General features: G+C 60.8%; 8 protein-coding genes. 3 read left to right on the top strand and 5 right to left on the bottom strand.

From position 1 onward, the window contains the following. Positions 1-35: 35 nt before the first annotated feature. From KY500_RS16625 to KY500_RS16615, 3 genes are all read right to left on the bottom strand, one after another. Positions 36-2,099 carry an RHS repeat-associated core domain-containing protein gene (locus KY500_RS16625; RefSeq protein ID WP_219901476.1) on the bottom strand — a complete coding sequence of 688 codons (2,064 nt, stop codon included), beginning with the start codon at positions 2,097-2,099 and terminating at the stop codon, positions 36-38. Positions 2,100-2,401: 302 nt separating this feature from the next. After that, positions 2,402-3,546, bottom strand: a protein-coding gene (locus KY500_RS16620) for an IS3 family transposase (RefSeq protein WP_219901418.1) whose coding sequence is annotated in 2 segments (ribosomal slippage) — positions 2,402-3,267 and positions 3,267-3,546 — 1,146 coding nt in all. Because the reading frame shifts where the segments join, the coding sequence is not laid out codon by codon here. Between the two features lie 36 nt (positions 3,547-3,582). Further along, positions 3,583-5,913: a PA14 domain-containing protein gene (locus KY500_RS16615; protein WP_219901475.1), complete on the bottom strand. Its 2,331-nt coding sequence runs from the start codon at positions 5,911-5,913 to the stop codon at positions 3,583-3,585. 141 nt (positions 5,914-6,054) lie between these two features. Here KY500_RS16615 and KY500_RS16610 point away from each other — a divergent pair. The 3 genes from KY500_RS16610 (at position 6,055) to istB (ending at position 9,763) form a co-directional block, all read left to right on the top strand. Continuing rightward, a protein-coding gene (locus KY500_RS16610) for an IS3 family transposase (RefSeq protein WP_219901474.1) occupies positions 6,055-7,463 on the top strand; the annotation gives its coding sequence in 2 pieces (ribosomal slippage) (positions 6,055-6,412 and positions 6,412-7,463; 1,410 coding nt in all). A gap of 309 nt (positions 7,464-7,772) precedes the next feature. After that, complete coding sequence (gene istA, locus KY500_RS16605) at positions 7,773-9,011, top strand: IS21 family transposase (RefSeq protein WP_255579479.1); 1,239 nt, start codon at positions 7,773-7,775, stop codon at positions 9,009-9,011. Next, on the top strand, positions 9,008-9,763 hold the full coding sequence (gene istB / locus KY500_RS16600; RefSeq protein WP_219901473.1) for an IS21-like element helper ATPase IstB: 756 nt from the start codon (positions 9,008-9,010) through the stop codon (positions 9,761-9,763). Before istA ends, istB begins: the two co-directional genes overlap by 4 nt. A 393-nt stretch (positions 9,764-10,156) precedes the next feature. Here the strand turns inward: istB and KY500_RS16595 are convergent, their stop codons facing one another. Next, positions 10,157-10,864, bottom strand: coding sequence for a DUF3800 domain-containing protein (locus KY500_RS16595; protein WP_219901472.1), 708 nt, complete (start codon positions 10,862-10,864; stop codon positions 10,157-10,159). Between the two features lie 672 nt (positions 10,865-11,536). Continuing rightward, positions 11,537-12,871, bottom strand: coding sequence for a hypothetical protein (locus KY500_RS16590; RefSeq protein ID WP_219901471.1), 1,335 nt, complete (start codon positions 12,869-12,871; stop codon positions 11,537-11,539). Positions 12,872-13,226 lie beyond the last annotated feature (355 nt).

Below are 13,226 nucleotides of genomic sequence, written 5' to 3'. Positions count from 1 at the left end.
TCTCCGTGCGCGTCGTCGAACGGTCGTCACGGCGGTCACCACTGATACGAGGCACCCGAGAAGCCTAGCCAGGATTTGTCGAGAGCATTGAATGCCCCTTGGGCCGCCGCAATAGTCCATGCTTCGCGGCCCGCGTAACGCAGGCCAGATGTCACGCCGACTCCGGCGGCGGGGATCGCCAGGGAAATGACACCGAAAGCACACCCAGTGCCGTTTCCGTCTATGCAGTAGATCCCAGTTGCCACTGCGCCAGTAGCGGCTGATCCAATGGCGAGTGTCAGAGAAATGGGAGGGAGGGCCCTCAGTGCAAAGGATGCCCCAGCCCAACCCAACGATGCTCCGTCAAGCCGGTGAGCAGCGTCATCCCACCTCGATTGCGCACCGGTTCGGTAGCTTGACGGGACGCCGTTTCCTTGCGGAACGCTACGAGGAACCTTCAGTTGCCCCCGAGCCGGATTCTTAGGCGATGAGTAGAACGCGTTGTTGCAGGCTGTCGTCCCACAGTCTTGGCGTTGTCCGCTCAGATCCATATTGTTGACTGGGTCAGCGGGGTAGTCGTATGCATTGCTGACACCACCTTCAACAGGGTCAACAGAAAGGAACCGTCCCAAGGCGGATACAAACTGCCGAGCTCCCATTTCAATAGTGGCAACAGTGCCTTGGTGTTCGTAAAGTCGGGCGTTGCTTCCCAGCCAGCCGAAATCGGCGTCTCCAGGAAGATCATTCGGCACGGCGTCATCGCTGGTCGAAGTGCCGGTCGATCCCGCGACGGCTTGGCCAAACGGGTCATATGTGAACTGGCCGGACCTGATCGCAGCTTGGTTTGCGGTGACGACGATGTCGCCGTGGATGTTTGGGTAAGACCAAACCTGATCGCCGGTTGCGGGCATCACCAAAGAGACGCCGCCAGGCAGGTTCAACATCCGCTGCCCTGCTCCGTTGGATGCTTCTCGCACGATGGTGGGAGTGTCTCCCCCACCGGCGTATAGGTAGTAGATCGTGACGGCGGCGCCAGCTGGTGGGGTGGTGGTGCGGGACGCGACGCGACCGGTCGCGTCCCTGATGTAGGAGATCGCAGTGCCGTCGGTTAGTACGGTGCGGCGGTGTCTGTCCGCCACGTCGTAGGACAGAGTTTGGTCCTCGAGCTTGGTCGTGTTTCCGTGGGCGTCGTATGCGATCCCTGTTGCAGGGATACCGTCAGCGACTGGGTTTGCACCCACGACTGGATTCGCGACGGTGGTGGAAAGGAGCCGGTCTGCCTGGTCGTAGCAATATTGTGTGGTCGTGGTGACGGAACTATAGGTATCTGTCGTTGAGGTCCGGTTTCCGTCCATCGCGGCGTAAGGGGCGGCGGCGCAGCCTGCCAGGGAATCAAACGTGTAGTGCAGTGTGTGCCCGGGTATAACGGCGCTGACTAGTCGTCCGGCGCCATCGTACGAGTACGCGGACGCATTCTGTGCGGTTCCGTCTCCGACTACGTTGCGGAGCACTCGGCCGGCCTGTGATCGAGTGACAGAATCTGTGACGGTGTTCTGGCCGGGGAAGGACCAGCTCAGGCCGGTGGTGGCGCCAGCGCTGTTGCGGTTGATGGCGGTGAGGGCTGAACCGTTTCCGGCGTTGCCTGTTCCCGACGGGTAAGAGACGGAGGAGAGCAACCCGTTCGTATAGACCGGGACAGCAAGGACGTTGCTGTTGTCGGACACCTTGTTAACTTGGCCGTCAAGGTTGTAAGCGAACGTTTGATTGTTGGTGGTCCCCGCGGAGGCTGTTTCCGACTTGGTGACTTGCTGAATTCGGTTGTAGGTAGCTGTTGTCACGGTGTCCCAGACGTCGCGGTAGCTCACGACCTGACCGAGCAGGTTAATGGTCGTGGTGATGGTGCTGCCGTTGGGTGATCCGTTTACGGCGCCATCCGTGGTCGAGGAGACGAGTGGGTTACCAGTTGCGGTGCCGTCCGAGGTGTATTTGGCGATGGTGTTGCGTGCTGCGTAGGTGTCGTTGGAGGGGAGTGCGGTGGAGGTGATCCTGCCTCGTAGGTCATAGGCCATGCAAGACCAACCGGAATCGCCGGTTCGTTTCGTTGCCACGGTGCGGCCCATGATGTCGTAGACGAACCAGGTGCTTATCGGTGCGTTTGTGGCTGAGGACGAAGGAGTGTCGATTTTCCGCAGCAGTCCCGACTGGGGTGAGTTCAGGGGCAGCCCACAGATCGCAATTCCGGCTTCAAACCCTGAATCGTTATAGCCCTGTGCTGGGCCATAGTACGAGTAGTTGTATCCGGTCGTGGCGAACTGTTTGGAACCGGCGACTGCTGCGGGGAGCTTTTTTGAAGTTCTGCGAAGGTACCCCGTTCCTGGGTCGGGACTGCCCCGAGTTCAGTTGACTCAATGGGTTAGTGGTTTCACGCGGCTTTGAGGGCCACGTTTATTGTCTCAAACTCGATGGGGGTGAGCTTGCCAAGGCGGCGTTGCCGGCGCTTGCGGTGGTAGGTCCGCTCGATCCAGACAACGATCGCGAGGCGTAGTTCATCCCTCGTCGCCCATCGCTGCCGATCGAGGACGTTCTTCTGTAGCAGCGCGAAGAATGACTCCATCGCGGCGTTGTCACCGCATGCGCCGACGCGGCCCATCGAGCCGGTGATGCCGTTGTTCTTCAGCACCCGCACGAAGGCGTTCGAGCGGAATTGAGAGCCACGATCGGAGTGCAGGATCGTGCCTGCGATGGTGCGCTGGCCGATCGCATTGCGGGCAGCGGCGACGGCCAGAGAGGCTTTCATTCTGGAGTCGATGGAGTAGCCGACGATCTTGTTCGAGTAGACGTCCTTGATCGCGCAGAGGTAGAGCTTGCCCTCGTCCGTGCGGTGCTCGGTGATGTCGGTCAGCCAAAGCTGGTTCGGGCGTGTCGCGGTGAATTTCCGCTCGACGAGATCGTCGTGCACGGGCGGGCCCGCCTTGCGCGTGAGGCCACGTTTCTTCGCAAACACGCTCCAGAGCCGCTGCTGGGAGCAGATCCGCCAGACCCGGTTCTCGCCCGCGGTGAGGCCGGCTTGGTGGAGTTCGTCGGCGATGAAGCGGTAGCCGAACGCGGGGTCATCGTGGTGGGCGTCCCAGGCAGCGTTGGTGAGGTGGGCGTCGTCCCAATCGCGCTGCGAGACGGGGTTGCGCTTCCATTGGTAGAACGCTTGTTTAGAGAAGCGCAAGACCCGGCAGGTCACCGTGACGGGAACACCGTCGACGGCCAGTTCGAGGACCAGCGGGTACATCATTTTGGGTTGACGTCCCGGGACAGGTAGGCCACAGCGCGGCGCATGACCTCGGCTTCCTGCTCGAGCAGTCGAATGCGTTTCTTCGCTTCTCGCAGCTCGGCGGATTCCTTCTCGGTCACGCCCGGCTTGACGCCTTCTTCGACGTCGGCTTTCTTCAGCCAGTTCGCCAGGCAGGATTCGGAGATTCCGAAGTCCTTCGCGATCTGTTTCAGCGGTGCTTCGTTCTTCCGGGCGACCGCAACGACGTCACGGCGGAACTCGGGTGGGTAGGGCTTGGGCATGTTGACATCTTTCCAGCGAAGACGAATCTCCACAGGTTAGGAGTCAACTAAACCGGGGGCAGTCCCGTCTTCATAGGTGGTTTGTGTCGTTAGTCCCTCGCCGGTGGGATCCACCGTTGTGGCAGTCTGCAGGCTGAGCCAGGGAGAGTCTCCGAACTCGGTTCTGACCGTGAGGTCGGGAGCCTGGGCAGAGGTGACGGTGGCGTCCGATGCTGGTGCTCCGTCTTCAGTCGTGGTGCTGGTGGCGAGGCCATAATCGGGTTTGAGTGCCGAGGCTGGGATGAGGGACCTGGACTGCCCAGGGGCTTTCCAGTAGAGCTCAAGTCGAGCGAGGTCGCCTTGGTCGGTATAGTCGACGCGTATGGGCACGGTTTGGCCCGCTGTGGCCGTGAACGTACCAGCTGTGGACCAATGTTCGGGTTGGTTTACGAAGTTATCAACGACTAGCAGGTTGTCAACCCAGACCCGGGTGCCGTCATCAGCGAACGTCTCGAAATCGTATTGTCCTGCGGCGGGGAAAGTTATGGTGCCTGTGAGGCGGGCCGAGAAGGCGTCAGTGGAGATGAAGGCCGGGTATCCGCTCCCCCAATTCGCCGCGATGGTGCCATCTGCAGATCCGATACCCAAGCCGTACCTCTTGGGCGCCCCGGTGAGCGTGGCGTTCTCGTAGTAGGCCACGTTGAGACTCTGCATGAATTGGTCATAGCTCGTTGTGGTGTGGGCCGTGGTGCTGGAGCACGCCGCGGTGACGGTTCGATCAGCGTTGTAACAGCTCGCCGGCGCTGGACCGTAGCTGTCAGTAACACGATTCCGAACGTCATAGAGCACGGTGGACTTGAGTCCCTGGGCATCCGTGGTCGACAGCTGTTGGTCATTGGTATTCCACTCGGTCCGGGCTGTTAGTCCCAACGCAGAGGTGGAAGATAGTGTCCGGTATGCGCTGTCATAGGTCACGGTCAGGGCGTGGCCATTAGAGGGAGCTGTGGCCGGGACGATGAGTCCCGCAGAGTCGACGTAGGTTGTTCCTCCGGCGTAGGCGTAGTTCCTCATTGGTTGGGTACCGAGGGTGACGCCGTCTGGTGCGGGCAGCGCGACGGAGATGGCCCGATTGGAGGCGTCGTATGCGATGTTCGTGCGGTTCGCCTCCCCTGACACGCGGGAGGAATCATTAAGTAACCAGTCGCTGGCAAGGCTGTCCTGAATGGTGGCGAGCAGACCATTGGCACCATAGGAGAACGTGCTGATCTCGTTACCCGGATCCACGATGCGCGCCAACTGGCCATTGGCGTTGTACAACAACGTCGTCAGATCGTTGGAGCCCGCAACGTGCCCGGGGTAGACGATGCGGCAGAGCATCCCAGCCGGTGGGGCGGAGAACGGACTGGTGACGTTGCAAACACCGTTCGCGAGGTCAGCCCCTGCGAGCCCGGTCTGGTTGGCGTCGTCACCGGAGTACACGAAGCGCACTTCGCGCGAGTATGACGCCGGAGAAGAACCAGATACAACGGATAGCCGATCTGAGATCCGGTCCACCGTTCCGGTGTCCGACCGGTACGACACGACGGGTGCGGCGGGCTTGAGCGCTTCTGCGGGGCTGGTTGCAGCTGCCACTTTGCCCAGGGCATTGAAGATCGTTGTGGTCCCCGCGTCATCAGTCAGAGAGACTTGACCTGTCGTGTCGACCGCAACGACGCCAGCTTCACCGGCTGGTGCAGCGTAGCTGCCCGCCGCCTTCCGTGTGTACGTGTGCACTCCGCCGGTTGTGTCGGTGAAAACGAGCGAATTCTCGTTTTTCTGGACGCTGGAGTAGTAGCTGGCTGATCCTGCAAGCGGTGTGGAGCTCGACCAGCCGGCTGGCAGCGTGTCCGTAGAGCGGCTGAACCAACTTGCGGGGACGACGAACCCCGCGCCGGTTCCGTCTTTGCGGGCCCAGAGCTGGATTTGTGCCACATCGGCGTCGTCGAAGTACTCGACCTTGATTGGTTGGGGAGTTTCGGTCAACGCCGTGGAACCTGCCCAGGTCAGGGGTGGTGCAGCATTGTCCCAGGCATTGTTTATGACTTGGGTTGTACCTACCCATGCCCTGATTCCGTTGTCACGGACGTAGCCGAACTGATAGTTACCGGATTGTCCTACGGGGGCCTTGATATAGCCGGTCCAGCGGGCCAAGAAATGATCTACGTTGACACCGGGCCCAGGCGAGCCCTGGTCCCAGTTGAATTGGATATTCGCGTCGGTCCTCACCAAACGTGTGGGCTTGTTGTCAAAGTCGAACGTCGCCGTGGTCGCTCCGGGCGACACCGCATCAAAGTACTCCCCCCGAAGGCCCGCGTTGGAAGGCTTAAGGGAGTTGTAGGAAAACGCCATTCCCATAGGCCCGCCCCTACGTGTCAGGGTTGGGTGAGGCCAGTAGCTCAGAGCAAGTCCGCCGTTTGATGTAGGGCGAGAACCAGGAAGTCCCCGATCATGTCCAGCCCATCGTTGATCGTCGTGCGCGACGATAGTTCCATGAGTAACCGAAGTCCCGGCCCCAGGTCCGGTGGTCCCACACCCCGCCGGTCCTACACGCCCGCGCAAAAGCTTGAGCATTTAGCCGCGTATGACGACGCCATCACCCGTAACGAGGGCGGCGCGTATTTGCGGGAGCAGGGCATCTACTCGTCGCAGATCACCGAGTGGCGAAAGCTTCGCGACGCGGGCGTTCTTGAGGGTAAACAGCCCGGTGAGAAGATCGGCCGGCTCAGCGCTGAGCAAGCCGAGATCGCGAAGTTGCGCCGGCAGTTGGCGAAGTCGGAGCAGCGGTTAGCGACCACGGAAGTAGCGCTGACGATCATGGGAAAAGCACACGAGCTCTTGGAGCAGTTGTCCAAGAGCTCGCGGGACGAACCCCCGCACACGAGATCCTGATGAATGTCTACCGCGACCTCACCGCCGCAAATGTCCCCACCCGTGCTGCGGCCCGGCTGGCCGGAGTGTCTCGGGCCACCGCGACGCGAACACCGGTCCAAACCCCGATACTGCGGGCCGCAGTGGTGCCGGTGAACAAACTCAGTCAGGCTGAGCGGGCGCGGATCCTGACCCTGGTGACCTCGCCGCCGCTGGTGGATCTGGCGCCGATTCAGATCTATGCCCGGCTGTTGGATCAGGGCGTGTATCTGGCATCGATCTCCACGATTTACCGGGTTCTGGCGGCGAACAAGCTCGTCAAGGAACGCCGCCGCCTGGCCCGCCACCCTGCCCGGGCGATCCCGGAACTGGTCGCGACCGGGCCCGGCCAGGTCTACTCGTGGGACATCACCAAGCTCGCCGGGCCCGTCAAAGGCCGCTACTTCGACTGCTACGTCATGATCGATATCTACTCCCGCTACATCGTCGGCGCCTACGTTCACGCCTCAGAATCCGGCCAGCTCGCGGTCGAGATGATGAAGGAAACCTTCGGCATCCACGGCGTTCCCCACGTCGTTCACGCCGACCGCGGCACCTCGATGACCTCGAAAACCGTGGCCGCGCTGCTCTCCGACCTGGAGGTCACGAAGTCGCATTCGCGGCCTCGGGTCAGCAACGACAACCCGTACTCCGAGGCGTGGTTCAAGACGCTCAAGTTCGCGCCGGTGTTCCCGGAACGCTTCGGCACTCTCGGCGAAGCACGCCTCTTCATGAACCGATTCGTCGAGGACTACAACCACACCCACCACCACACCGGCATCGGCTTGAACACGCCCGCAGACGTCCACTACGGACTCGCCGCCGGCCGCGCCATCGAACGCGGCAAAGTCCTCGCCGCAGCCCGCGCACAAAACCCGGAACGCTTCAGCAGCAACACTGCCCCGAAGATCCTCGCTTTGCCCGGGCCAGCCTGGATCAACCAACCCGCCGAACCCGCCGTCGCGGAGGCCGAACGGAAACTAGCCGCCTAAACTCAAGCTGGCCTCATTCACCTTGACAAATTCCGAGGTCGCGTCCCAGTGCAGTGCCGACAGTACGAGGTGTGCCACTCCACTCCGCAAGACAACCACGCAGGATAGTGCGAAGCGCTTCGGCAGTTGTCGTGTGTAAGTAATGGCGAACATCGTAGATTGTGACCTCGATGCACTCGTCCTGGTCCTCGTCAGTGATCGCTACCGCGACGTGCTGGCCTGCAGGTGCAGATGTTAACGCCGACCGAAAACAGGACCATTAACGCCGATTGAAAACAGGGCCACCGACCAGTATGGAAGGTGATCAATATGGACGATTGGGCGACGATACGCCAACTGTTTTCAACGGGCGAGCACTCGAAGCGGGAGATCGGCCGGCTCGTCGGCGTCTCGCGGGGAACGGTGGAGCGGGCGCTGGAGACAGACCGGCTGCCGAAGTACCAGCGGCCCGCAATCAGGTCGAGTTTCGACGCGTTCGCGCCGCGGGTTCGGGCGTTGTTGGCTGTCACGCCGACGATGCCCGCGTCGACGTTGGCCGAGCGCGTCGGTTGGCCCGGTTCGGCGTCGGTGTTCCGCGACAAGGTCGCTGGGATCCGACCCGAGTACCTGCCGCCGGATCCCGCGGACCGTCTCGTTCACGAGCCCGGGGAGCAGGTCCAGTGCGACTTGTGGTTCCCGCACGAGCCGCTGCCGTTGGGCCACGGGCAGGAGGGCACGCCGCCGGTGCTGGTGATGACGTCGACGTTCTCGGGGTTCTTCCAAGCGTTGATGTTGCCGTCGCGGAAAACACCGGATCTGCTCGGCGGGATGTGGTCTCTGTTGCAGGCTGCGCAGGCGGTGCCGAAGCGGCTCGTTTGGGACAACGAGACGGGCATCGGCCGCGGCAAGCTGACCGAGCCGACGGCAGCGTTCGCGGGGACGCTGGGCACGGAGGTCAAGCTACTCAAGGCACGGGATCCGGAGTCCAAGGGCATGGTCGAGCGGCGAAACCGGTTCTTCCGGTCGTCGTTCATGCCCGGCCGCGACTTCGCGTCACCGCAGGACTTCAACGAGCAGATGACAGCCTGGCTGCCGATCGCGAATTCGCGGCATTCCCGGTCGAGGCGGGCGCGGCCGATCGACCTGATCGGCCAGGACCGGGCTGCGATGCGGCCGCTCTCGCCCGTGGTCCCGGACGTTTTGTTCCGCAACACGGTGAGGTTGCCCCGGGATTACTACGTTCGGGTGCACTCGAACGACTACTCCGTCGCACCGGCGTTAATCGGCCGGCTCGTGGACGTGACCGCTGACCTCGAGCACATCCACGTCTCTCACAACGGCGTCACCGTGACCACTCACGAGCGGGCCTGGGCCCGGCAGCTGACCGTCACCGACCCCGACCACGTCGCCCAAGCGGCCGTGCTGCGGCGCCAGTTCCAGACGCTGCACCGCCATCAACGCCCACAAGCTCACGTCGCGTTCGTCGAGACGGCCAGCCTCTCGTCCTACGACGACGTGTTCGGTGTTGATACCGGTCGCGGCCTGAGTGATCTGGGCCTGATCGCATGAGCGCCACGGCATCTCAGATCGAGTACTACGCCCGCGCGCTGCGCGCACCCAGGATCGGCGACGCGTTCCGGCGACTCGGCGACCAGGCCCGCGACGCCGGCTGGTCGCACGAGGAATACCTCGCCGCGGTCCTCTCCCGCGAGGTCTCCGAACGCGAAGCCTCCGGCGCCGCCCTGCGGATCAAGGCCGCCCGGTTCCCGGGCCACAAGACGTTGGAGGACTTCAACTTTGATCACCAACCGTCGGCGGACCGGAACCTGATCGCGCACCTGGGCACGAGCACGTTCGTGACCGAAGCGAAGAACGTGGTCCTGCTCGGCCCGCCCGGCACCGGCAAGACCCACCTCGCCGTCGCACTGGGCGTTCAAGCCGCCAAGCACGGCCACCGGGTCCTCTTCGACACCGCAACGGGCTGGGTCGCCCGCCTGCAAGAGGCCCACTCCCGCGGCAAGCTCGCCGCGGAACTGACCCGGCTGCGCCGCTACAGCGTCCTAATCTGCGACGAAGTCGGCTACATTCCGTTCGATCAGGACGCGGCGAACTTGTTCTTCCAGCTCGTCGCGAGCCGATACGAACACGCGTCGCTGATCATGACGAGCAACCTGTCTTTCGGGCTCTGGGGCGAAGTGTTCGGCGACCCGACCGTCGCCTCCGCGATGATCGACCGCATCGTGCACCACGCCGACGTCATCAGCCTCAAAGGCACCAGCTACCGGCTCAAAAGCCACCAGCCCGCGCCCGGTACGGCATAGTAGAAACACACATAGTGGTCCTGTTTTCAAACGGCACTATTGGCCCTGTTTTGGGTCGGCGTTAACAGCAGAGCTAGCATCGGCCCTCTGCTCGTGCTTCCTGCGGCTAGCCTTACCCATGGTTGTCCTCGATTCAGTCGGAATAGTGTCAAGTATGGGTGCTAAATCACCCCTCTTTCCGGCCGCAGTGCCCTCAGAAAGCCCACCCAGACATCTTGCGGCAAACTACCGATAGGCAGTTTGGAGTTGGTGCTTGGGGCTCAGCGCGCGTAGATAGGATCGCCGTGGGCAAATGTCCCAACTTGAGCCATATGGCGTTATATTGGGTCTTACAACGGACCGGCTACCGGGACGTTGCCAGCCGAAGACCTCGCATTGCGGGGTCTTCGTTTTTTAAGGGATCCACGTCCAATCATGAACGGTCGAGGGAAGAACTTCTTTGACCAGCCGGCGCATCGCTGATCGCGCAGCAGGGTGATTTTCGACAACCGTGTTGCGGCGATGGTGCAGGTATGCCGCCAGATCCGCGGCCTGTAGGCCGGCGCTATGACGTGAAGATGCAAAGTTGATCGGCGTCGATATGCGAGCAAGCTTGTTCGAACGATAGCCGGGCGTCCCCGTCAGCTGATAGCCCTCAAATTGCTTCTTGTGGACGTCCTGTGTTGCAACTTGGTCCGCGACGACGATCACTTGATCGGTTTCCCTACACTTGTGCGCATGGTCGTCAATTCGTTCCAGCAGGTGTCCAAGTACGACGCTGTGTGGCTGCTCTGGATACTTGTAGCGAGCATTGAGCCTGTTGATGTCCACACCTCTGAAGAGGTAAGAAATGCCAGCCGCGCGTGCTTGGCGCAGAGCGGCTATATAAATGCCGGCTGCTTCACGATGCTTCCCCCGGAGAGGGGCCCACTCGCCTTCGCCACCCATAATTTCGTGACCGTGAAGCTCGGCATCAATCGGAGTGCCATGAGCGTCCGATGTCTTCCGCTTGATCTCAGCGAAGGATATTTCAAGCTCTTCCCAAGCCTCGACGGGAGCGACCGCAGCGGCAATGTAGTAGAAGTCCTTGTTGTAGGACTCGTCGAGGTAGGCGATCAGCACGTTCCATACTTGCAGGGTATTCGTCCGATGGATCGAGAGTTTTGCGTTCGATCACGAATAGAACGTTGATTGTCCTGTGTCAATTGGGGTGAACCCCAAATAGACGTACAGGGCAGAGAAAATCGCAGACAGGGCTCCATCGGTATGCCCGCCGTTCAGCGTGTCAGTTGAGGAATTCACTCAACTCGTCATCTTGAAAGCCAGTCCCACGACATACGAAGCGACGTGCACGACTAACACAACGATAAGTACAATCCGCACCCAGGCATACTGCTCGACGAGGAGCGATAGTCCACTGACTATGGCTGTGAAGGGGATGCCCCACAGGAGAATTACCATGATTGCAAATACCCCAACCTTGGCACTATCGAGGGGAAGGACAATTGCGGCGATTACCACGACGGCGAGCAGCAGGACGCAGAGGTCGCCGAGGACGACTCGGGAGGCCGAAGTGCGGGTACGAAGAACCGAGCTGCTCAGGATTCTGCAGACCGCTCCAAACGCGAGAAACGCAAGCGCATGTGCAGAGTCGGTGTAGAAGTAATCGTCCGGTACACGGCTCCCACCCCGACTGCGGGAATCCAGATGAGGAAAATCAGGAACGCGCCGAAGTGAAATGCCAGCGCCGCCGAGACGACGCTGGCATATCGAGGAGAAGATGCAGTCAAATCGTTAATAGGATGCGCTCGCTTGGTAGAAATCCATCCCGCAAGCGCCATTGCCAAGCAAGCACTGGAAGCCTTCGTTCGGACGGTGAGAAATGGTACGCCAGACATCAGAACCGGAAGCTGTATTGAATCGAGCGTACATTTCGTGAGCCGGAGCTTTAAACCGGTACCCGTCTACGGCAACAGTCCCGCTTCGGTAGAACTCTACCCACTCGGCGTAGCGAATAACTCCACCGTAGTTCACGTCGAAAAACGAGCAGTGAGGGTTTGAAGACGAGTGATCAAAGTAGGCCTTGGCATACGAAGAACCCACCGAAATTTCCTTCACCACCATGTCATCTGCGCCTGCATAGAGTGTGGTTACTAGCCCACCGCCGGAATTGTAGATCTTCGACGCGCCGATTCCACGTGTCCAGATGAAGTCGTAGGGAGCTGGGTTGTCCCAGTTAACATTCCCAAACATCATCGTTCGATAGTCCGGATCTTCGTTCGGGGCATCAAAGGAGGGGGTTCTGTAAGAGCGATTGTCGCCGCCGAAGGTATTAGAAGGTTGTCCACAATAAATCGCATCGACTGTGGCGTCCGGAATAAACGTCTTGTGGATGTACGCCGTTGTCCAGTTTTGATATGTGAATAGAGACATGTCGTCGCGTGTGGCTTGTTCTGGCAGAGTCTGGAACTCGACAGTGCGAGTTCGTGTCGCAAGTTGCTCGTCGACGAGCTCGGTCTCCGATGACTCGAGCTCCGCCGAGTAGGGGCTTCCGGGCTCAAGCTCCTCCAGAATTACTTCGCCCCCGCGGCTCTGCTCGCTGCCGACTTCTGGCACCTTGGCGGTGAATTCGCCTGCTGTCCATGCGATTGACGCAGCCGATGGCGTACTGGCGATCACGCTAACTGGTTCCCATATCAAGTCCGGCGACAGTGGCTCCGCGGTGACATTGAACGTTTCGACACCCTTGGTCGTTTCGCCAAAGTCAGTAGCTGTTTGAGGGTCCGTTGGACCGGCCAGGTCTTGTTTGATAGCGTCTCGATCGGCATCTGAAACGCTTGTCGATTGGACCAGGAAGCGCACTGCAACGCCGTTGCTTGTTAGCCCCTGGACAACGCGTTCGCCTTGGTCCAGGTCGTCTGACACGATCTCGACCGCAGCACCATCCTGGGTCTGAAACGTGCCGTCTAGAGCCGATGTCGCGTCTGGAATATCACTACCGCGGGGCTCTGCTCCGTACGCTGGGGCAGTCAAAACACCACCCCGAGTACAACGGTCACGCATGCACCAATCGAGAATGCGCTTATCGCTTTTTTCATCATTCGAATCCCCCAATTCAGAATCTTTCACTCATCCGATTGCATATTTACCGTCGGAAGCCACGTACTCAGTGGGCGTGCGCCCCCAAAAGGTCACCCCCGGAACCAGCCCCAGATAGTCTGGCGACGACTCGGGACAGACGATCATGGCGTGTACGCAGAATGCTGCGATCGCAATCCCTCTATCTCGCCAGCGCCCTTTTCCGTGCGGTTTAAAACCTATGGATGCCCATTGGCACGCGCACGTCGGCCTTTTGAGGACTGCGGAATTCGGCCAGCCGTGGTACGTCGGCCTCGGCGTCCTCGGCGATCCATTGGCGCATGCCGAAACAGCGTGGACAAATAGCTCCGGACCGATGAGGTAATGCGTGGTGGGCGGGTCTTCG

It is taken from the genome of Cryobacterium sp. PAMC25264 (assembly GCF_019443325.1).
Classification (GTDB): domain Bacteria; phylum Actinomycetota; class Actinomycetes; order Actinomycetales; family Microbacteriaceae; genus Cryobacterium.
The sequence above is the reverse complement of the archived record's forward strand: the minus strand, read 5'-3'. Positions and strand labels throughout refer to the sequence as shown.

Excerpts from the sequence above, each read along its gene's own strand:
- KY500_RS16615 (WP_219901475.1), bottom strand. The coding sequence starts at position 5,913 with ATGGCGTTTTCCTACAACTCCCTTAAGCCTTCCAACGCGGGCCTTCGG.
- istB (WP_219901473.1), top strand. The coding sequence starts at position 9,008 with ATGAGCGCCACGGCATCTCAGATCGAGTACTACGCCCGCGCGCTGCGC.
- KY500_RS16625 (WP_219901476.1), bottom strand. The coding sequence starts at position 2,099 with ATGGGCCGCACCGTGGCAACGAAACGAACCGGCGATTCCGGTTGGTCT.
- istA (WP_255579479.1), top strand. The coding sequence starts at position 7,773 with ATGGACGATTGGGCGACGATACGCCAACTGTTTTCAACGGGCGAGCAC.